Below are 19060 nucleotides of genomic sequence, written 5' to 3' on the forward strand. Positions count from 1 at the left end.
CTCTGTTGCGCTTTGTTTTTTTAACGGTACTGAGATTTGAAATAATATATCACCACCACCAGCGTTCCGAAGTCCTGCAATAGCCAAAATGGAAAGCTGTCACTCAGTATATCAGCACCGGTAAGAATAAATTTCATGTTTAAGCTGCTCTCACCAAAAAAACCAAAGGCGAGGGCGGCTAAGCCAATTTTACACATTACCGGCAGGGCATGGACTCTTCGGCTATAGGCGGCAAACAAAATCAGCAGCGATGTTATCAGGTCGACGAAGATAATAAAGGGAAGCACCCAGCCATTCATTATGTTAAGCATTTATTCTCCATCGGGTTTGTTGTGGGTTAAATCAGGCGGAGAAAGTGATTCATGTCTGACTTTACTTTTGATGACGCTTGCAACATCAAAAATATCGCGCTGTTCATGCCGGCGAAAAAAGTTTGCCAGCCAGACGATCAGGCCATTACTCATTGCCCCGAGGATATACCCTAAACCAAGCGTGATATCGGCCTGATTAAGGTCTATCTTTAACCAGCGGGCTGCTAATCCACCTAATGCGACGGCCGCGCCCATGCTGATTCCACCAAAAATAATGCCTGCCATAAATCGGCTGTGCTGGTGCAATCGCTGCGGTTGCCAGAAAAACGAGATACTGACGCCGCCAAATAAACCTGAAAAAGCCAGCAAGGCTTCACTGATAAGGGTCGGGAGATAGATGTCAGACATACGTTCATCCTCTGCAAGGATAAATCCCCTCGGAAAAGGGGATTTATTATCGTAACGGGCGCTTATTATTGGCAGGGATCCAGCTCAACAATATGCTGATACTTATCGGTCGTAATAAAACGCTGTTGCCCTGACAGGCTGTAAATCAAACGCTTGGGAGAGCGATATCCCTTCACGACATCAACATCCGCGCTAAGCCAGGGCTGACTGGCAGGAAGAGCGCGATGGCTGTATTTATCGCCACCGATCCATTTTTGATTGGTGGGTTTAAGACCCCAAAGCGATTCGCTTTCACTTCCCGACCAGCCGAGGCGTTTGGCCTCATCCGAGGTGATATAGCGGTCGGGCAGGCGCCCAAAATTTTTTATATGACGAAGCGTTGTCGCCAGATCGGTCACGTTATTGACGGGCACCATACCCTGAGAAGATAAAAAGGCGTTGGCTTCCTTTATTTCCTCTTCGCAGGTTGGCATGGCGGCGGTTGCCTGTAACACGTTGAATAACGAAACAGACAGTACGGCCATTTTCACTATGGATAGTGGTTTCATTGTAATTTTCCTGTTGAATTAACTAAGAAATAGCTTCATTTCCGCCTCGCGGCGTCGGGTAAGCCCGGTCAAAACCTTACCGCCTGCCTTATTCCAGCTTTTGAACTGCAGTGCGGCGCCCTGGATATCGCCTGCGTTGAATTTTTTGAGCAGCGTTGATTTCTTTAAATTGCCCACGCCAAGGTTGAAGGCGAACGAAACCAGCGCGTCGAATTGGTTCTGTGTCGAAGCGCTGTTCAGCAGTTTTTTCACGCCGTCCTCGGTGCGTTTCAGATCTTTGCGCAGCAGATCTTTGGCTTCACCGGTGGTAATTTTGGTGAGCTTTTCCATCTCCTCTTTGAGGATCAAATGGCCGTAGCCGATGGTCCATAAACCTACGGCATCGCGATAACGCTCCAGCCTCAGCCCTTCAAACTGGCAAATAAGCTGAATGCCCTTGTCACCTGTACGTTCTGGTTTTTTTTGCATTACGGAGTCTCCTCTGCTTTCGGGCGGGGAATCACCTTGTTGGTGTATTCGTCAATCAAACGCATGACGCTTTCCGGTGGCTCAAGTGCGGTAAATTGCATCTCTACATCGACGTGGCGGCTGTCACGCCCGCCTTTGTTATCGCTGGAAGGCGAAAGGCTGACGTGAAAGCGGCCAAATTCGTTTTCACCGGACTGGCGGGAAGGCGCCTGCATGCCTTCCGTACGGATCGTCAGGTTGACCTTCATCTTTTCCAGCATCAGCCCGCGCGGTGTCGAAAGCGCGACTAAGGGCAGGTCAAAGTAGTGCTTTTCATCCAGCGCCAGCTGTACCGTGCGTGGAATTAACGAACCGTCTTCTGCGGGTTCGAAAAAGGGATCCAATGCCTTCATATACTGCTGAGCAATCAGTTCGTTGGCCGCAGTGGCCGCGTACTGCATCCCACGCGTGATATCTTCAAGCGAGATCGGCACGCCGGGAATATCGGCTGGAGGCGCTGGAGGCGTGTTTTCCTGTACCGGTGGCGTGCCTTCATCCTCTTTGCCCGCCCTGTTTTCCGGCTCCTCATCCTTGCCGCCGCGCAGCCATTTTTTAAAAGACATATTTCGCTCCTGGAAAAAGGGCTACCCGGGTAGCCCCTGCGTTACGGAATCGCACGTATGTCGCGGCGTGGAAGATTATTGCGCGGCGACAGGCTTGGTTTTGGCGTTGGTCAGGTAATCAATCACGCGCTGCAGAGCTTCAGGTGGCTCCTGGCGTTTAATCTGGGTATGAATGGAATATTTCGCGCGTGTATCGGTCGAACGGGTCTGCTCCGATTTATGGGAGACCTTGCCGGTCATTTTCGCTTTGAAAACGCCCCAGCCGACGGACGCTTCCACGGAGGCCTCCGCTTCGGTGCTGCTGGAACTGGCTTCGCTCTGGCTCACTTCCAGCTCAAAGTCGATAGTGCCGTCCTCAATGCAGATGATAGGGTGGGTGACCGCCGCCAGGAGCGGAATACTCATCTTGCGAGTCACGCTGCCTTTATTGACCCCCTGTTCGTCTACCACGGTTTCGTCGTAATCGAACTCGATCGCGACAGCTTTGCCGTCTTTAATACAGACTGAGAGCAGGAAGTCGGTATAGGCCTTGCTCGCCTGGACCTGTGCTTTGATCATCGCCTGCAGCGGACCGCCGATCATATGTTCCAGCGGCAGGGCGTTAATAACTGAACCAATAAATTGTGAATCCATGATGGGAACTCCTTGAATCAGTGAATGCGCGGTTGCGCAGGAGCCACATTACGGAAAGCGAGAAGGGGAAAATATTGGGTAAATGTCATGGCGAGAGGACGCAAAAAACCTATGCCGATCGCAGGATAATCTTAAGGGGTGGTGTTGAGTGATGTTCCGGTTTATTGTTGAAATCCCTGCCTCATCGAATTCCGGAGAACCATCGCGTGTTTCAGAAAGTTGACGCCTATGCCGGCGACCCTATCCTCTCCTTAATGGAGCGTTTCAAAGAAGATCCTCGCAGCGACAAAGTGAACCTCAGCATCGGTCTGTATTACAACGAGGATGGCATCATTCCTCAATTAAAAGCCGTTGCCGAAGCCGAAGCGCGTCTGAACGCTGTTCCACACGGTGCTTCTCTTTATCTGCCGATGGAAGGGTTAAACGCCTACCGCAACACCATCGCTCCGCTGTTATTCGGTGCCGATCACGCGGTGCTCGCGCAAAAACGCGTGGCGACCATCCAGACGCTGGGCGGCTCGGGTGCGCTGAAAGTGGGTGCAGACTTCCTGAAAAAATACTTCCCGGATTCAGGCGTATGGGTCAGTGACCCGACGTGGGAAAACCACGTTGCGATCTTCGAGGGCGCAGGTTTCAACGTGGCGACCTATCCGTGGTTCGACAGCGAAACGAACGGCGTGCGCGTTGAAGCGCTGCTGGAAAAATTGAACACCCTGCCGGCGCGCAGCATTGTGCTGCTGCACCCATGCTGCCATAACCCGACCGGGGCAGATCTCACCAACGCCCAGTGGGATGCGGTGATTGAGGTACTGAAGGCCCGCGACCTGATTCCGTTCCTCGACATCGCCTACCAGGGCTTTGGCGCGGGCATGGAAGAAGATGCTTACGCCATCCGCGCCGTGGCCAGCGCCGGGCTGCCTGCTCTGGTGAGTAACTCCTTCTCTAAAATCTTCTCCCTGTACGGTGAACGCGTTGGCGGTCTGTCCGTGGTCTGTGAAGACACCGAAGCGGCGGGTCGCGTGCTCGGCCAGCTGAAGGCGACGGTGCGCCGCATTTACTCCAGCCCGCCAAACTTTGGTGCGCAGGTGGTGGCGACGGTTCTCGGTGACGAACAGCTGAAAGCGTCCTGGCTTGCCGAAGTGGAAGCGATGCGTAAGCGCATCCTGTCCATGCGTCAGGAGTTGGTTAACGTGCTGAAAGAGGCCGTGCCGGGACATAACTTCGACTATCTGCTCAAGCAGCGCGGGATGTTCAGCTATACCGGTCTGAGCGCGGCGCAGGTCGATCGCCTGCGGGAAGAGTTCGGCGTCTACCTGATCGCCAGCGGCCGTATGTGCGTGGCGGGCCTGAATGCCAGCAACGTTCATCGCGTGGCGCAGGCGTTTGCTGCTGTAATGTAAGCGCTTACCAACCAGCCCTCTCCCTGTGGGAGAGGGCTGGGGTGGGGGCATCAGGCCGCACAAATACGTTGCCCGGCATTCTGTGATCGTCTTCTTTTTATTCCGCTTCATAAGCAAAAACTCCTTCCCTTCACCTCCCGCTGGGGTTATGGTCGGATAGTTTTTTGACCATCCGCTCAAATTAAAACGATAACAAACTGAATATTCAGGGGAAAATATGCGCAAGATCACACTGGCGCTCAGCGCCGCCTGCTTATTGTTCTCGCTTAACAGCGCCGTCGTGGCGCGAGCTTCTGCCCCGACGCCGCTTTACACCGGCACCACCGCCGCCATTCTTGCCGAGCAGGCACCCATTCACTGGGTTTCCGTGGCCCAAATCGAAAACAGCCTGATCGGCCGCGCGCCAATGGCCGTGGGTTTTGACATTGACGATACCGTGCTGTTCTCAAGCCCCGGCTTCTGGCGCGGGAAGAAAACGTATTCACCCGACAGCGAAGCGTATCTGAAGAACCCGGAATTCTGGGAAAAAATGAATAACGGCTGGGACGAATTCAGCATCCCGAAAGAGGTTGCCCGTGCGCTTATTGCTATGCACGTGAAGCGCGGTGACAGCATCTACTTTGTTACCGGCCGTAGTCAGACCAAAACGGAAACCGTCTCTAAAACGCTGCAGGATGATTTCCAGATCCCGGCGACCAGCATGAACCCGGTCATTTTTGCCGGTGACAAAGAGGGGCAAAACACCAAAACCCAGTGGCTGGAAAAGAAAAATATCAAAGTATTCTACGGCGATTCGGATAACGACATCACCGCCGCGCATGACGTGGGAGCCAGAGGGATCAGGGTGTTACGTGCCTCTAACTCGACCTATCGACCGCTTCCGATGGCCGGAAAGTTTGGCGAAGAGGTGATCGTCAACTCGGAGTATTAAGTACCCAGCAGCGTGTTTGACTCTTTTTTAATCAAATCTCGCTGCTGCGGGTTTTACCTTTCGTCTTCTTGCTGCACACTTAGAAAGATTCATCTTTCATCACGGAGCAGCACATGTGGTACCAACAGACCCTGACCTTAAGCGCTAAACCACGCGGATTTCACCTGGTGACGGATGAAGTCATCGGGCAACTCCGCGACCTGTCGCGGGTGAAAACGGGTTTGCTGCATCTGCTGCTTCAGCACACGTCAGCCTCTCTCACGCTTAATGAAAATTGCGATCCTACCGTCCGGTCCGACATGGAGCACCATTTTCTGAAGAGCGTCCCGGACAACGCGCCTTACGAGCATGACTATGAGGGGGCGGACGATATGCCTTCCCATATTAAATCTTCCCTGCTGGGCGTGTCGTTGATGCTGCCGGTTCACAATGGCCGACTGCTGTTGGGTACGTGGCAGGGGATCTGGCTGGGAGAGCATCGCATTCACGGTGGTTCGCGTAAAATTATCGCCACGCTACAAGGGGAATAAAGATGACAATTTCGGAGATACTTCAGTACTGCATGAGCAAGCCCGGCGCGGAGCAGAGCGTTCATAGCGACTGGAAAGCCACGCAGATAAAAGTGGGAGATGTGCTGTTTGCGATGGTGAAAGAGGTGGAAGGCCGTCCGGCGGCGTCGCTGAAAACCAGCCCTGAACTGGCGGATTTGCTACGTCAACAGCATGATGACGTGAGGCCGAGCAAGCACCTCAATAAGGCGCACTGGAGCACCGTCTATCTGGATGGATCGATTCCTGGCTCGCAGATTTACTACCTGGTGGACGCGTCCTATCAGCAGGCGGTTGAGCTGCTGCCGGAAACCACCCGACAGCAACTCTCCGTGTGACAATTACAGCAACGGTTTAAGGAAGCGCGCGGTGTGCGAGGCTTCGCACTCTGCAACGGTCTCTGGCGTACCGGAGACGAGAATTTCACCGCCGCCGCTGCCGCCTTCCGGGCCGAGATCGACAATCCAGTCCGCGGTTTTAATCACGTCCAGGTTATGTTCGATGACCACGATGGTGTTGCCCTGATCGCGCAGCTGATGCAGAACCTCGAGCAGCTGCTGGATATCGGCAAAGTGCAGGCCCGTGGTCGGCTCGTCCAGAATGTAGAGCGTCTGACCGGTGCCGCGTTTTGACAGCTCACGCGCCAGCTTCACGCGCTGCGCTTCACCGCCGGATAGCGTGGTGGCCGACTGCCCCAGACGAATGTAGGTCAGGCCGACGTCCATCAGCGTCTGCAGCTTACGCGCCAGCGCAGGGACGGCGTCAAAGAACTCGCGCGCCTCTTCGATGGTCATGTCCAGCACTTCGTGGATGGTCTTGCCCTTGTACTTAATCTCCAGCGTTTCGCGGTTATAGCGTTTGCCTTTGCACTGGTCGCACGGCACGTAGATATCCGGCAGGAAGTGCATTTCAACCTTGATCACGCCGTCGCCCTGGCACGCTTCGCAGCGGCCGCCGCGCACGTTAAAGCTGAAACGTCCTGGCGTATAGCCGCGGGAGCGCGCTTCCGGCACACCGGCAAACAGTTCACGTACGGGCGTGAAGACGCCGGTATAGGTTGCCGGGTTAGAGCGCGGGGTACGGCCAATCGGGCTCTGGTCAATGTCGATAACTTTATCGAAATGCTCCAGACCCTGGATGTCGCGGTACGGCGCAGGCTCGGCCAGCGTCGCGCCGTTCAGCGCCGTCTGCGCAATCGGGAACAGCGTATCGTTGATCAGCGTCGATTTACCGGAACCGGACACGCCGGTGATGCAGGTAAACAGGCCAACCGGCAGCGTCAGGGTGACGTCTTTCAGGTTGTTGCCGCGCGCGCCGGTCAGCTTCAGCACTTTTTCCGGATCTGCCGCTACGCGCTGTTTCGGCACCTCAATCTTACGCTTGCCGCTCATGAACTGACCGGTCAGCGACTCGGGCACCGCCATGATGTCCTTCAGCGTCCCTTCCGCGACCACCTGGCCGCCGTGTACGCCAGCGCCAGGGCCAATGTCGATGACGTGGTCAGCCGCGCGGATCGCATCTTCATCGTGCTCGACCACGATCACCGTGTTGCCGAGGTCGCGCAGGTGGACCAGCGTGCCGAGCAGGCGCTCGTTGTCGCGCTGGTGCAGGCCGATGGACGGCTCATCCAGCACGTACATCACGCCTACCAGACCCGCGCCAATCTGGCTTGCCAGACGGATACGCTGGGCTTCACCGCCGGAGAGCGTTTCTGCCGAGCGGGAAAGCGTCAGGTAGTTCAGGCCGACGTTCACCAGGAACTTCAGGCGATCGCCAATCTCTTTCAGCACTTTTTCGGCGATTTTCGCGCGCTGGCCAGAGAGCTTCAGGTTGTTGAAGAAGTCCATCGCGTGGCCGATGCTCATGTCTGAGATGGTCGGCAGCGCCGTGTTTTCCACAAACACGTGGCGCGCTTCGCGACGCAGACGCGTGCCTTCACAGGTGGCGCAGGAGCGGTTGCTGATGAACTTCGCCAGCTCCTCGCGCACCGCGCTGGATTCGGTCTCTTTGTAGCGGCGCTCCATGTTGTGCAGCACCCCTTCGAACGGGTGGCGGCGCACGGAGGTATCGCCGCGATCGTTCATATACTTGAACTCGATGTTCTCTTTGCCGGAACCGAACAGGATCACTTTGTGCACGTTCGGGCTCAGGCTCGCCCACGGGGCTTCGACGTCGAACTTGTAGTGCTCCGCCAGCGATTTCAGCATCTGGAAGTAGTAGAAGTTACGCTTGTCCCAGCCGCGAATGGCCCCGCCCGCCAGCGACAGCTCCGGGTTCTGAATCACACGGTCCGGATCGAAATATTGTTGAACACCCAGGCCGTCACACGTCGGGCACGCGCCCGCCGGGTTGTTGAATGAGAACAGGCGCGGCTCGAGCTCGCGCATGCTGTAGCCGCAAATCGGGCAGGCGAAGTTGGCGGAGAAGAGCAGCTCTTCCGCTTTTGGGTCGTCCATGTCGGAGACCACGGCCGTGCCGCCAGAGAGTTCCAGCGCCGTTTCAAAAGATTCCGCCAGGCGCGTGGCGAGATCGTCGCGTACCTTAAAGCGGTCAATCACCACTTCGATGGTGTGCTTCTTCTGCAGCTCCAGCTTTGGCGGGTCGGACAGGTCACACACCTCGCCGTCGATACGGGCGCGGATATAGCCCTGGCTTGCCAGGTTTTCCAGCGTTTTGGTGTGTTCGCCTTTTCGCTCTTTAATGATCGGCGCCAGCAGCATCAGGCGTTTCCCTTCCGGCTGCGACAGCACGTTATCCACCATCTGGCTTACGGTCTGGGCCGCCAGCGGGACGTCGTGGTCCGGGCAGCGCGGCTCACCCACGCGGGCATACAGCAGACGCAGGTAGTCATGAATTTCGGTAATGGTACCGACCGTTGAACGCGGGTTATGCGAGGTGGACTTCTGCTCAATAGAGATAGCAGGGGACAACCCTTCAATGTGGTCGACATCCGGTTTTTCCATCAGCGACAGGAACTGACGCGCGTACGCAGAGAGCGATTCAACGTAACGACGCTGTCCTTCGGCATACAAAGTGTCGAAAGCCAGTGAGGATTTGCCAGACCCCGAAAGCCCGGTCACGACAATGAGTTTGTCGCGAGGGATTATGAGGTTGATATTCTTGAGATTGTGGGTGCGGGCGCCCCGAACTTCGATCTTATCCATTCACCTTTCCCGGTTGGAACACGGATTGCCTGATTTGTTTGAAGGACAAACGGCTGTCAGAAACGGCTAATTATGACACAATTTGACCTGTTTGAATATACAGTATTGGAATGCATTTTCTGATTGGTTGTGTAACAATGTCGAGTCCGCGAGAGATTTCTGAACCGACTACGCAACTATGCAAATTGCCGCGTGGAAATGGTACACTCGCGCGTTTACACTATTAAGAAACGTATTCAGGAGACACGAACATGGCCAGCAGAGGCGTAAACAAGGTGATTCTCGTCGGTAATCTGGGCCAGGACCCGGAAGTACGCTACATGCCGAGTGGTGGCGCAGTTGCCAACATTACGCTGGCTACTTCCGAATCCTGGCGTGATAAAGCGACCGGTGAGATGAAAGAGCAGACCGAATGGCACCGTGTAGTGCTGTTTGGCAAACTGGCCGAAGTGGCCGGTGAGTATCTGCGTAAAGGTTCTCAGGTCTATATCGAAGGCCAGCTGCGTACCCGCAAATGGACCGATCAGGCCGGCGCTGAGAAGTACACCACAGAAGTCGTGGTCAACGTGGGCGGTACCATGCAGATGCTGGGTGGCCGTCAGGGCGGTGGTGCACCGGCAGGTGGCGGTCAGAGCCAGCAGCAGGGCGGTTGGGGTCAGCCTCAGCAGCCGCAGGGCGGCAACCAGTTCAGCGGCGGCGCACAGTCTCGTCCGCAGCAGCAGTCTGCTCCGGCGCCGTCTAACGAACCGCCAATGGATTTCGACGACGACATTCCGTTCTGATTTCCGCGTGCTGAAAACAAAAAACCCAGACTATCGTCTGGGTTTTTTTATTCCGTCAGGGATCAGGTAATCACCATCGGCCAGTCTGGCGGCGTGTGGCTCATCGCCTCAACCATCACCACTTTAATATTTTCCCAGACGGCGGCGATATCCAGCAGGGTGATGCCAAGCAGGCCCGTTGCAAACCAGCAGGCCGCACCCAGCCCCAGCAGGGTGCTGATGACAGCAAGACCCGCATAGTCAGATTTACGAAACTGAATGTTCAGCGTGCTGGCTAGAAACATCAGTACCGCACTCAACAAAGGCCAGCGCAGGAGAACCATGCTGGTAGTAATGGTTGCCATAAACCCCATCCTCTATAAAACAGACGAACTGAATGAAACGGTGTTTCTCGTTACAAAATATGTGTGAACTATATCACGTTTGTTGATTTATTCGCCAGTGTCTGAGCAATCAAAAAAGAGGATTTTATTCCTCAGAAAAGACTATTGTGCGGGCTGGTTCTGCCTTCGGCGCACGAGGAGGTGGAGCCACAGCTTGCCGAAAATGCCCTTCGGGCAAGTGGGGATAGCGCAAATTGAGTTTTTATAAGAGGGGCGTTATTCTCCGCCAATACTCAAAATATTGTGGTGTAGGCTGACTATTTATAAATCAACGGACACAATGCCTCAGAGCAAATAGCATAAAACGTCATGATGAAATTGTACTTTTTTCATGCTGTCAGACGTTTGGCTTAATCAACGATTGTCTGTTGTGTTATCTTCCCGTCTGCCTGACGGGCTGGATAATTATTTTCCTTAATTGAAACGGAACGAATACTTACAGTTTAACTTACGGGAAAATATTATCGGCATAACGAAATTTAAGATTTTTAATACTAAAAGTCAGTTGCTAACTTCGCATGATTCATGCAACGTAATCACCTGTTTAACAAAGCATCCGGCCTTAAGTACTACAGGCGTACAACATGCAGGGATATAGGGCGGGAAATGAATCGTAGCGCGCGGCGCAAAATGCTCAGGGTGGTAGGGATCATCATGGTAGTTATGCTGCCGGTGATGCTTGCGCTATGGTTTGCCCAACTGCGTGCCGTGTCTGAAACAAGCGCCCAGCTACGCACATTTGCTGAACTGGCTTTAGACAAAACAGAGCTGGTTATTCAACAGGTTGAGCTGGCCAGGGACGAGGCGGTAAAATATCAGGGCGAGCTTTGCACGCCGGGACACCGTCAATATATGCTGAACGTTGTTCGTGGTCGCCTGTTTGTCGCCGATTTAATTTACGCTGAAGGTCAGAATTTTCTTTGTTCGACCGTTTTTACACCGGATCACCCCTACGCCATTCCTGTCGCTAATTACACGCGCAAACCTGACGTCGCTATCTATTATTATCGCGATACCCCATTTTATACTGGCTATAAAATGACATATATGCAGCGCGGAAATTATGTGGTGGTCGTCAATCCGCTTTCATACAGCGAAGTCATGTCCGCGGATCATTCTCTCTCCTGGGGTGTGTACGACACGGTAACCAATGCTTTCTTTTCCGTCAGCCAGAAAGCCAATGTTTCTTTATTAAATTCGATGATTCGGGATAAGGAATCGGTATTTCAAAAAGATAACCGCTTTTATACGATCGTAACATCCCCCAAAAGGCCGATTGCGGCCATTGTCTCGACATCGAATAAACGCTTTTATGAAACGCTTTATCACCAGGCGACGTTGACGCTGCCGCTGGGCATGATCTGCAGCATTATTATTTTGCTGGTATGGTCGCGTACCCATCGTGAGCTTAATTCGCCGGGGCGCTTACTGCACCGCGCGCTGAACAAACGACAGCTTTGCGTCCACTATCAGCCGATTATTGATATTAAGAATAATCAGTGTGTGGGCGCGGAGGCGCTGTTGCGCTGGCCTGGCTTTAACGGGCAGGTGATGAGCCCGGCTGAGTTTATCCCGCTGGCGGAAAATGAGGGAATGAGCGAGCGGATTACGGACTATGTCGTTGAGGAGGTGTTCAACGATCTGGGCCATTTCCTGGCCGAGCATCCGCATCTCTATATTTCGATTAACCTGTCGGCCACGGATTTCCACTCCTCGCGGCTGATCGCCATGATTTCCGACAAGGCCCGCCACTACGCCGTCCGTGCGCAGCAAATCAAAATAGAAGTGACGGAACGCGGTTTTATCGATGTGCCAAAAACCACCCCGGTGATTCAGGCTTTCCGTCAGGCGGGTTATGAAGTCGCGATCGATGATTTTGGTACCGGCTACTCGAACCTGCACAACCTCTACTCGCTGAACGTGGATATTCTGAAAATCGATAAATCGTTTATCGATACCTTAACGACCAACAGTACCAGCCACCTGATCGCCGAGCATATTATCGAGATGGCGCAAAGCCTGCGGCTGAAAACCATTGCGGAAGGGGTGGAGACGGCAGAGCAGGTGAGCTGGCTGTTGAAGCGCGGCGTCCAGTTTTGTCAGGGATGGCACTTCGCGAAAGCGATGCCGCCCCAGGAATTTATGACCTGGCAGCAGCAGCCTTTGCACTGAGGGCGATTAATTCAACTGGTGGCGATAGTCGCTCGGCGTGCGGTCAAACTCGCGGCGAAACACGCGGGAAAAGGTTTGTTGCGACACATAGCCCAGATCCATCGCGATATCAAAAATGGGCCGCTGCGTTGAGCGTAGCGCCTGCGCCGCCAGCAGCAGTCTGCGCTGGCGAATGTACTCGCCCAGCGTCTGATGCATGACCGTGCGGAACATTCTCTGTAAATACCATTTCGAATAGCCCGACTTTTTAGCGACCACATCAATGTTCAACGGTTGGTCGATATGTTCATCAATCCATTCAATAAGCGTCTGAATAATCTGCTGATGCGACATAAGGTTGCCCCTCTGTAGATACAACTATCTCGGTTAATTCGTCGTTTTCTCTGCGGGCGAGTATAATTCCTCAAGTTAACTTGAGGTAAAGAGGTTTTATGGAAAAGAGATTGCCGCGCATTAAAGCGCTGTTAACCCCCGGTGAAGTGGCGAAGCGAAGCGGCGTTGCGGTATCCGCGCTCCACTTCTATGAAAGCAAAGGGTTAATTAAAAGCATCCGCAACGGGGGCAACCAGCGTCGCTATACCCGCGACGTGCTCCGCTACGTGGCGATTATCAAAATTGCGCAACGAATCGGAATTCCCCTGGCCACGATCGGCGAGGCGTTTGGCGTGCTGCCGGAAGGGCATACGCTTAGCCCGAAAGAATGGAAAGAGCTGTCGTCCCAGTGGCGTGAAGAGCTGGACAGGCGTATTCATACGCTGGTCGCGCTGCGTGACGAGCTGGATGGCTGCATCGGCTGCGGCTGCCTGTCGCGTAGCGATTGTCCGTTGCGTAACCCCGGCGACAGGCTGGGCGAGCAGGGGACGGGGGCGCGGTTGCTGGAAGAGGAATGAGATTGTGCGGCCGGCAAAAAGCATAATAAAGAACTAAAGCGCCACATAAGGGCGCTTTAGTTTTTCCCGGTCTTTGTCTTTCACTCTATCCCGCTGGTTCACGGGAGGGTTTCCCCCGACATCAGCACCCCTCAGTGTCGAGCTGGTTGGGGAGGTTCCGGATTGTGCTGACACTTTAATTCTATGCAAGACCCGTTTTTTCGCCAGCCTCACCGACCGTTTTTTAGACGAATTTTTTTCGCGGTGTTGTTCAATTTTCTATAGTTAAAAAGTATGAATAACAGGAGAAAGCCATGCTCACGGTACACCACCTTAACCAGTCGCGCTCGCACCGCGTGATTTGGGCGCTGGAAGAACTTGACCTGCCTTATGAGATTGTTCACTACCAGCGCGAAAAGAACATGCTGGCGCCGGAGGCTCTTAAAAAGGTGCATCCGTTGGGCAAATCGCCGGTTATCGAAGATAACGGACTGATCCTTGCGGAATCGGGCGCCATCCTGGAGTACCTGCAGGAAACGTACGATCCCGAGTCACGCCTTAAGCCTTTAGACCCGTCGCATAAGGTGCAATACCGCTTCTGGCTGCATTACGCCGAAGGATCGCTGATGCCGCTGCTGTTAATGAAGCTGGTCTTCAACAGCCTCGGCAAGCCGCCGGTGCCGTTTGGTATCAGAACCCTGGGCAAAGCGCTGGGGCAGGGGGTGCAGAAAGCGTATCTCAACCGTCAACTGGAAACCCATGCGCGCTTTATTGAGTCACATCTTGCCGAAAACAGCTGGTTTGCCGGGGATTCGCTCAGCATGGCCGATATCCAGATGAGCTTCCCGATCTTTGCGCTGCTGGCGCGCGGCGGTATCGCTAATCTGCCGCATATTCAGGCGTGGAAGACAAAAGTTGAGAACACCCCAGGCTGGCAAAGAACCCTGGAACAGGGGGGACCGTTATCTATCCCGGGCGAGGACTGAAATGTAAACAAATTGCGCATAGACGATAACGTTTGCGCATCCTCTGTTTATTTCTTCAGCGCCATAAGTGAATTTTAGCGAAAAACGATAAAGTTCAGTTGAAAAGGGCGGGGATTACGCTAGATAATCGTTTGCCTTAATTTGACCACCCGTTTGTAAGCGCGGAGCTAAACGTTTGCTTTTTTTGTGACGCCCTTTCGTCGCAAACGCAACACAAGGATTTGACGTTTAGCTGGCAGTGGCGTCTCCACCTCGCTTACGGACTTCCTAAAAAACTCTCAGGGGATGTTTTCTATGTCTACGCCATCTGCGCGTACTGGCGGTTCACTTGACGCCATGTTTAAAATTTCGGCCCGCGGCAGCACCGTGCGCCAGGAAATTGTTGCCGGTTTGACAACGTTTCTGGCGATGGTTTATTCCGTCATCGTTGTGCCGGGCATGCTGGGCAAAGCAGGCTTCCCGCCAGCGGCTGTCTTTGTGGCGACCTGCCTTGTGGCCGGCGTGGGCTCCATCGTGATGGGCCTGTGGGCGAACCTGCCGCTGGCGATTGGTTGCGCCATCTCTCTGACCGCGTTTACCGCGTTCAGCCTGGTGCTGGGTCAGCACATCAGCGTACCGGTTGCGCTGGGTGCCGTGTTCCTGATGGGTGTGCTGTTTACCGTGATTTCGGCGACCGGCATTCGTAGCTGGATTTTGCGCAACCTGCCGCAGGGCGTGGCGCACGGTACCGGTATCGGTATCGGCCTGTTCCTGTTGCTGATCGCCGCCAACGGCGTCGGTCTGGTTATCAAGAACCCGCTGGACGGTCTGCCGGTAGCGCTGGGCCACTTCGCCAGCTTCCCGGTGATCATGTCGCTGATCGGTCTGGCGGTGATTATCGGTCTGGAAAAACTGAAGGTGCCTGGCGGCATTCTGCTGACCATTATCGGCGTTTCTATTGTCGGCCTGATTTTCGATCCAACCGTACACTTCTCCGGTATCTTCGCTATGCCGTCGCTGAGCGATGACAAAGGCAACTCCCTGATTGGCAGCCTGGATATCGTTGGCGCGCTGAACCCGGTGATCCTGCCAAGCGTGCTGGCGCTGGTGATGACCGCCGTGTTTGACGCGACCGGTACCATTCGTGCGGTGGCCGGTCAGGCGAACCTGCTGGATAAAGACGGTCAGATTATTGATGGCGGCAAAGCGCTGACCACTGACTCCCTGAGCAGCGTCTTCTCCGGCCTGGTGGGCGCGGCGCCTGCGGCGGTGTACATCGAGTCCGCAGCGGGTACGGCGGCAGGCGGTAAAACCGGCCTGACGGCGATCACCGTCGGCGTGCTGTTCATGCTGATCCTGTTCCTCTCTCCGCTCTCCTATCTGGTTCCGGCGTATGCGACCGCGCCAGCGCTGATGTACGTTGGCCTGCTGATGCTGAGCAACGTAGCGAAAATCGACTTTGCGGACTTCGTGGACGCGATGTCTGGCCTGATTACCGCGGTCTTCATCGTCCTGACCTGTAACATCGTGACCGGCATTATGATCGGCTTCGCGTCGCTGGTGATTGGTCGTCTGGTCTCCGGTGAATGGCGCAAGCTGAACGTTGGCACCGTGATTATCGCCGTTGCGCTGGTAGCGTTCTACGCGGGCGGCTGGGCAATCTAAGTTGTCCATTGATGCGAAAACGGGTGGCTCAGGCCGCCCGTTTTTATTTTCAGGACTCATCCTGTTGCCTTTTGCGTTACTCTGGAGAAGATAGAATAAAAGGCACGACGCCTTCCGGAGTACATAAGCAACACAGCAAACAGGGAACGCATGGAAATCTTCTTCACAATACTCATCATGACCCTTGTGGTCTCGCTATCCGGGGTGGTTACACGCGTACTGCCCTTTCAGGTCCCCCTGCCATTAATGCAAATTGCCATCGGCGCGCTGCTGGCGTGGCCGACGTTTGGCCTGCACGTGGAATTTGACCCCGAACTGTTCCTCGTACTGTTTATCCCGCCGCTGCTGTTTGCCGATGGCTGGAAAACGCCCACGCGAGAATTCCTTGAGCACGGGCGCGAGATCTTCGGCCTGGCGCTGGCGCTGGTGGTGGTCACCGTCGTCGGGATTGGTTTTCTGATCTACTGGGCGGTACCGGGTATTCCATTAATACCGGCCTTTGCGCTGGCCGCCGTGCTATCGCCAACCGATGCCGTGGCGCTGTCCGGCATTGTGGGTGAAGGCCGTATTCCGAAGAAAATCATGGGAATTTTACAGGGTGAGGCGCTGATGAACGACGCCTCTGGCCTGGTTGCCCTGAAGTTTGCCGTGGCCGTTGCGATGGGCACGATGGTCTTTACCATCGGCGGCGCAACCCTGGAATTCTTCAAGGTGGCGATTGGCGGTATTCTGGCGGGCTTCGTGGTGAGCTGGCTGTACGGCCGCTCATTGCGCTTCCTCAGCCGCTGGGGCGGCGATGAACCCGCTACGCAGATCGTACTGCTGTTCCTGCTGCCGTTTGCCTCCTATCTGATTGCCGAACATATCGGCGTGTCGGGCATTCTGGCTGCGGTTGCGGCAGGGATGACCATCACCCGTTCCGGCGTAATGCGCCGCGCGCCGCTGGCCATGCGCCTGCGTGCCAACAGCACCTGGGCCATGCTGGAATTTGTCTTTAACGGCATGGTGTTCCTGCTGTTGGGCCTGCAGCTGCCGGGCATTATGGAATCCTCGCTGGTGGCGGCCGAAGCCGATCCGAACGTTGAGGTCTGGATGCTGTTTACCGACATCGTGCTGATCTACATGGCGCTGATGCTGGTGCGTTTCGGCTGGCTGTGGACGATGAAAAACTTCAGCGTACGTTTCCTGAAGAAAAAGCCGATGGAGTTCGGCTCGTGGACAACGCGTGAGCTGCTGATCGCCTCTTTTGCGGGCGTACGCGGGGCGATCACCCTTGCCGGTGTGCTCTCCATTCCGCTGCTGCTGCCCACGGGCGACGTCTTCCCGGCGCGCTACGAGCTGGTCTTCCTGGCGGCGGGCGTGATTCTGTTCTCCCTGTTTGTCGGCGTGATTATGCTGCCGATTTTACTCCAGCATATTGATGCCGGTGATTCGACCCAGCAGCATAAAGAGGAGCGTATTGCCCGGGCGGCCACCGCCGAAGTGGCAATTGTCGCGATTCAGAAGATGGAAGAGCGTCTGGCCGCGGATGCGGAAGAGAACATCGATAATCAGCTGCTGACGGAAGTCAGTTCCCGCGTGATTGGTAACCTGCGCCGCCGCGCGGACGGGCGTAACGACGTGGAAAGCTCGCTGCAGGAGGAGAACCTGGAGCGCCGGTTCCGCCTGGCGGCGCTGCGCTCCGAGCGCGCCGAGCTGTACCATCTGCGCGCCACGCGCCAGATCAGCAACGAAACGCTGCAAAAGCTGCTGCACGATCTGGACCTGCTGGAAGCGCTGTTGATAGAGAATCAGTAGCGCGCTTTTGCCCCTCACCCTGGCCCCATGTACGATCCGGGGACATAGTGAACACTTGTTCGGGGACATGGTAGACACTTACAACTAAGGCATAAGAACCCGTTTATGGAGTCGCTTATGCCCTGGGATGCGAGAGATACCATGTCATTACGTACCGGGTTTGTTTTGTTCGCCTCGCAGGACGGGGCGAACATCCGTTACTTCTGCCGTCACTACGGCATTTCACCTGCCACCGGCTACAAGTGGCTTCAGCGCTGGGTTCAGGGAGGCCCGTCCGGCCTTCAGGACCGCCCCCGCATACCCCGTCATTCCCCGAACCGCTCGTCAGACGACATTACAGCCCTGTTGCGCATGGCACATGACCGTCATGAACGCTGGGGAGCCCGCAAGATTAAGCGCTGGCTCGAAGACCAGGGGCACCGCATGCCCGCCTTCAGCACCGTCCATAACCTGATGGCCCGCCATGGTCTGCTGCCGGGCGCTTCACCGGGCATTCCCGGCACGGGCCGCTTCGAACACGACGCGCCGAACCGCCTCTGGCAGATGGATTTTAAGGGCCACTTTTCCTTTGGCGGTGGCCGCAGCCATCCGCTCACCCTGCTGGACGACCACTCCCGTTTTTCCCTGTGCCTCACACACTGTACCGATGAACGGCGCGAGACCGTGCAGCAGCAGCTGGTCAGCGTGTTTGAACGCTACGGCCTGCCGGACCGGATGACGATGGACAACGGCTCACCGTGGGGCGACACCACCGGTACCTGGACGGCGCTGGAGCTGTGGCTGATGCGCCAGGGTATCCGGGTGGGCCATTCCCGGCCTTATCATCCGCAGACGCAGGGCAAGCTGGAGCGTTTTCACCGCAGCCTGAAGGCCGAAGTGCTGCAGGGAAAATGGTTCGCGGACAGCGGTGAGCTGCAGCGCGCCTTCGACCACTGGCGGACGGTTTACAACCTTGAACGCCCGCACGAGGCGCTGGATATGGCGGTACCGGCCTCGCGGTATCAGCCGTCAGCGCGGCAGTACAGCGGTAACACAACGCCACCGGAATACGATGAAGGGATGATGGTCAGGAAAGTGGACATCAGTGGCAAGCTGAGCGTGAAAGGCGTGAGTCTGAGCGCAGGCAAGGCGTTCAGGGGAGAGCGGGTCGGGCTGAAGGAGACGGAGGAAAATGGCTGCTATGAAGTGTGGTGGTACAGCACGAAAGTGGGGGTGATCGACCTGAAGAAAAAGTCGATCACCATGGGTAAAGGGTGTTAAAAAGTGTTCACCATGTCCCCGGACCGTACAGTGGTGCGTGCTCCAGACCGAAAAACCGGGTTATTCGTGGGTTACTTGCTTCAGTAAGGGTTACTCTTGTATACGGAGATAACGTCTATGAGACAAGGATGGTGGGTTAACTGGCTGTGCTGTG

The 19060-nt window shown here is 55.3% G+C and carries 20 protein-coding genes; 11 read left to right on the plus strand and 9 right to left on the minus strand.

The window, feature by feature from the left end; translation table 11 throughout:
* Positions 1-20: 20 nt before the first annotated feature.
* From NI40_RS01445 to NI40_RS01470, 6 genes are all read right to left on the minus strand, one after another.
* Positions 21-311, minus strand: a complete 291-nt coding sequence (locus NI40_RS01445; protein ID WP_032662594.1) for a hypothetical protein — start codon at positions 309-311, stop codon at positions 21-23.
* A complete protein-coding gene (locus NI40_RS01450; RefSeq protein ID WP_033144411.1) occupies positions 312-719 on the minus strand; it encodes a hypothetical protein in 408 nt (135 codons plus the stop codon).
* 65 nt (positions 720-784) lie between these two features.
* Positions 785-1267 carry a ribonuclease domain-containing protein gene (locus tag NI40_RS01455; RefSeq protein WP_033144412.1) on the minus strand — a complete coding sequence of 161 codons (483 nt, stop codon included), beginning with the start codon at positions 1265-1267 and terminating at the stop codon, positions 785-787.
* Positions 1268-1285: 18 nt separating this feature from the next.
* Positions 1286-1735, minus strand: a complete 450-nt coding sequence (locus NI40_RS01460) for a lysozyme (protein WP_039264127.1) — start codon at positions 1733-1735, stop codon at positions 1286-1288.
* Positions 1735-2337 carry a DUF2589 domain-containing protein gene (locus tag NI40_RS01465; protein WP_033144414.1) on the minus strand — a complete coding sequence of 201 codons (603 nt, stop codon included), beginning with the start codon at positions 2335-2337 and terminating at the stop codon, positions 1735-1737. Before NI40_RS01465 ends, NI40_RS01460 begins: the two co-directional genes overlap by 1 nt.
* A gap of 75 nt (positions 2338-2412) precedes the next feature.
* Positions 2413-2970 (minus strand): DUF2589 domain-containing protein, encoded by a 558-nt coding sequence (locus NI40_RS01470; RefSeq protein ID WP_023334176.1) that lies wholly within the window; start codon positions 2968-2970, stop codon positions 2413-2415.
* 206 nt (positions 2971-3176) lie between these two features.
* On the opposite strand from NI40_RS01470, the gene tyrB reads away from it, so the two are divergent.
* The 4 genes from tyrB to NI40_RS01490 all read left to right on the plus strand — a co-directional run bounded on the left by tyrB (position 3177) and on the right by NI40_RS01490 (position 6187).
* Complete coding sequence (tyrB, locus tag NI40_RS01475) at positions 3177-4370, plus strand: aromatic amino acid transaminase (RefSeq protein WP_039264125.1); 1194 nt, start codon at positions 3177-3179, stop codon at positions 4368-4370.
* Positions 4371-4587: 217 nt separating this feature from the next.
* Positions 4588-5301 carry an acid phosphatase AphA gene (gene aphA, locus NI40_RS01480; protein ID WP_032662578.1) on the plus strand — a complete coding sequence of 238 codons (714 nt, stop codon included), beginning with the start codon at positions 4588-4590 and terminating at the stop codon, positions 5299-5301.
* Between the two features lie 113 nt (positions 5302-5414).
* On the plus strand, positions 5415-5831 hold the full coding sequence (locus NI40_RS01485) for a secondary thiamine-phosphate synthase enzyme YjbQ (protein WP_023310052.1): 417 nt from the start codon (positions 5415-5417) through the stop codon (positions 5829-5831).
* A gap of 2 nt (positions 5832-5833) precedes the next feature.
* On the plus strand, positions 5834-6187 hold the full coding sequence (locus NI40_RS01490; RefSeq protein ID WP_023310053.1) for an MmcQ/YjbR family DNA-binding protein: 354 nt from the start codon (positions 5834-5836) through the stop codon (positions 6185-6187).
* A gap of 3 nt (positions 6188-6190) precedes the next feature.
* On the opposite strand, the gene uvrA is transcribed toward NI40_RS01490, so the two are convergent.
* Positions 6191-9013 (minus strand): excinuclease ABC subunit UvrA, encoded by a 2823-nt coding sequence (gene uvrA / locus NI40_RS01495; protein WP_039264124.1) that lies wholly within the window; start codon positions 9011-9013, stop codon positions 6191-6193.
* A 251-nt stretch (positions 9014-9264) separates the two neighbouring features.
* Between uvrA and ssb1 the strand changes: the two genes are divergently transcribed.
* A complete protein-coding gene (gene ssb1 / locus NI40_RS01500; protein WP_029740211.1) occupies positions 9265-9795 on the plus strand; it encodes a single-stranded DNA-binding protein SSB1 in 531 nt (176 codons plus the stop codon).
* Positions 9796-9857: 62 nt separating this feature from the next.
* Here ssb1 and NI40_RS01505 read toward each other — a convergent pair whose 3' ends face one another.
* A complete protein-coding gene (locus NI40_RS01505) occupies positions 9858-10139 on the minus strand; it encodes a YjcB family protein (protein ID WP_008503385.1) in 282 nt (93 codons plus the stop codon).
* Positions 10140-10784: 645 nt separating this feature from the next.
* Between NI40_RS01505 and NI40_RS01510 the strand changes: the two genes are divergently transcribed.
* Positions 10785-12350 (plus strand): EAL domain-containing protein, encoded by a 1566-nt coding sequence (locus NI40_RS01510; protein WP_029740210.1) that lies wholly within the window; start codon positions 10785-10787, stop codon positions 12348-12350.
* Positions 12351-12356: 6 nt separating this feature from the next.
* Here the strand turns inward: NI40_RS01510 and soxS are convergent, their stop codons facing one another.
* Positions 12357-12683, minus strand: a complete 327-nt coding sequence (gene soxS / locus NI40_RS01515; protein ID WP_013095071.1) for a superoxide response transcriptional regulator SoxS — start codon at positions 12681-12683, stop codon at positions 12357-12359.
* 98 nt (positions 12684-12781) lie between these two features.
* Between soxS and soxR the strand changes: the two genes are divergently transcribed.
* The 5 genes from soxR (at position 12782) to NI40_RS01540 (ending at position 18906) form a co-directional block, all read left to right on the plus strand.
* On the plus strand, positions 12782-13240 hold the full coding sequence (soxR, locus tag NI40_RS01520; RefSeq protein ID WP_014882155.1) for a redox-sensitive transcriptional activator SoxR: 459 nt from the start codon (positions 12782-12784) through the stop codon (positions 13238-13240).
* 293 nt (positions 13241-13533) lie between these two features.
* A complete protein-coding gene (locus tag NI40_RS01525; RefSeq protein ID WP_039264123.1) occupies positions 13534-14205 on the plus strand; it encodes a glutathione S-transferase family protein in 672 nt (223 codons plus the stop codon).
* A gap of 294 nt (positions 14206-14499) precedes the next feature.
* Positions 14500-15849 carry a guanine/hypoxanthine transporter GhxP gene (ghxP, locus tag NI40_RS01530; RefSeq protein ID WP_023310059.1) on the plus strand — a complete coding sequence of 450 codons (1350 nt, stop codon included), beginning with the start codon at positions 14500-14502 and terminating at the stop codon, positions 15847-15849.
* Between the two features lie 150 nt (positions 15850-15999).
* Entirely contained in the window at positions 16000-17646 is a 1647-nt protein-coding gene (locus tag NI40_RS01535; protein WP_033144417.1) for a Na+/H+ antiporter, read from the plus strand.
* A gap of 117 nt (positions 17647-17763) precedes the next feature.
* On the plus strand, positions 17764-18906 hold the full coding sequence (locus NI40_RS01540) for an IS481 family transposase (RefSeq protein ID WP_045143061.1): 1143 nt from the start codon (positions 17764-17766) through the stop codon (positions 18904-18906).
* The last annotated feature ends 154 nt before the right edge of the window (positions 18907-19060 follow it).

Source organism: Enterobacter sp. E20 (assembly GCF_000801755.2).
In the GTDB taxonomy this organism is placed as follows: domain Bacteria; phylum Pseudomonadota; class Gammaproteobacteria; order Enterobacterales; family Enterobacteriaceae; genus Enterobacter; species Enterobacter asburiae_B.

Bases quoted from the DNA above. Each gene is read 5' to 3' on its own strand.
- soxS (WP_013095071.1), bottom strand. From the start codon at position 12,683: ATGTCGCATCAGCAGATTATTCAGACGCTTATTGAATGGATTGATGAA.
- soxR (WP_014882155.1), top strand. From the start codon at position 12,782: ATGGAAAAGAGATTGCCGCGCATTAAAGCGCTGTTAACCCCCGGTGAA.
- NI40_RS01510 (WP_029740210.1), top strand. From the start codon at position 10,785: ATGAATCGTAGCGCGCGGCGCAAAATGCTCAGGGTGGTAGGGATCATC.
- NI40_RS01450 (WP_033144411.1), bottom strand. From the start codon at position 719: ATGTCTGACATCTATCTCCCGACCCTTATCAGTGAAGCCTTGCTGGCT.
- NI40_RS01490 (WP_023310053.1), top strand. From the start codon at position 5,834: ATGACAATTTCGGAGATACTTCAGTACTGCATGAGCAAGCCCGGCGCG.
- uvrA (WP_039264124.1), bottom strand. From the start codon at position 9,013: ATGGATAAGATCGAAGTTCGGGGCGCCCGCACCCACAATCTCAAGAAT.
- NI40_RS01455 (WP_033144412.1), bottom strand. From the start codon at position 1,267: ATGAAACCACTATCCATAGTGAAAATGGCCGTACTGTCTGTTTCGTTA.
- NI40_RS01485 (WP_023310052.1), top strand. From the start codon at position 5,415: ATGTGGTACCAACAGACCCTGACCTTAAGCGCTAAACCACGCGGATTT.
- NI40_RS01445 (WP_032662594.1), bottom strand. From the start codon at position 311: ATGCTTAACATAATGAATGGCTGGGTGCTTCCCTTTATTATCTTCGTC.
- aphA (WP_032662578.1), top strand. From the start codon at position 4,588: ATGCGCAAGATCACACTGGCGCTCAGCGCCGCCTGCTTATTGTTCTCG.
- ssb1 (WP_029740211.1), top strand. From the start codon at position 9,265: ATGGCCAGCAGAGGCGTAAACAAGGTGATTCTCGTCGGTAATCTGGGC.
- NI40_RS01540 (WP_045143061.1), top strand. From the start codon at position 17,764: ATGCCCTGGGATGCGAGAGATACCATGTCATTACGTACCGGGTTTGTT.
- NI40_RS01460 (WP_039264127.1), bottom strand. From the start codon at position 1,735: ATGCAAAAAAAACCAGAACGTACAGGTGACAAGGGCATTCAGCTTATT.
- NI40_RS01505 (WP_008503385.1), bottom strand. From the start codon at position 10,139: ATGGCAACCATTACTACCAGCATGGTTCTCCTGCGCTGGCCTTTGTTG.
- NI40_RS01525 (WP_039264123.1), top strand. From the start codon at position 13,534: ATGCTCACGGTACACCACCTTAACCAGTCGCGCTCGCACCGCGTGATT.
- NI40_RS01465 (WP_033144414.1), bottom strand. From the start codon at position 2,337: ATGTCTTTTAAAAAATGGCTGCGCGGCGGCAAGGATGAGGAGCCGGAA.
- NI40_RS01535 (WP_033144417.1), top strand. From the start codon at position 16,000: ATGGAAATCTTCTTCACAATACTCATCATGACCCTTGTGGTCTCGCTA.
- NI40_RS01470 (WP_023334176.1), bottom strand. From the start codon at position 2,970: ATGGATTCACAATTTATTGGTTCAGTTATTAACGCCCTGCCGCTGGAA.
- ghxP (WP_023310059.1), top strand. From the start codon at position 14,500: ATGTCTACGCCATCTGCGCGTACTGGCGGTTCACTTGACGCCATGTTT.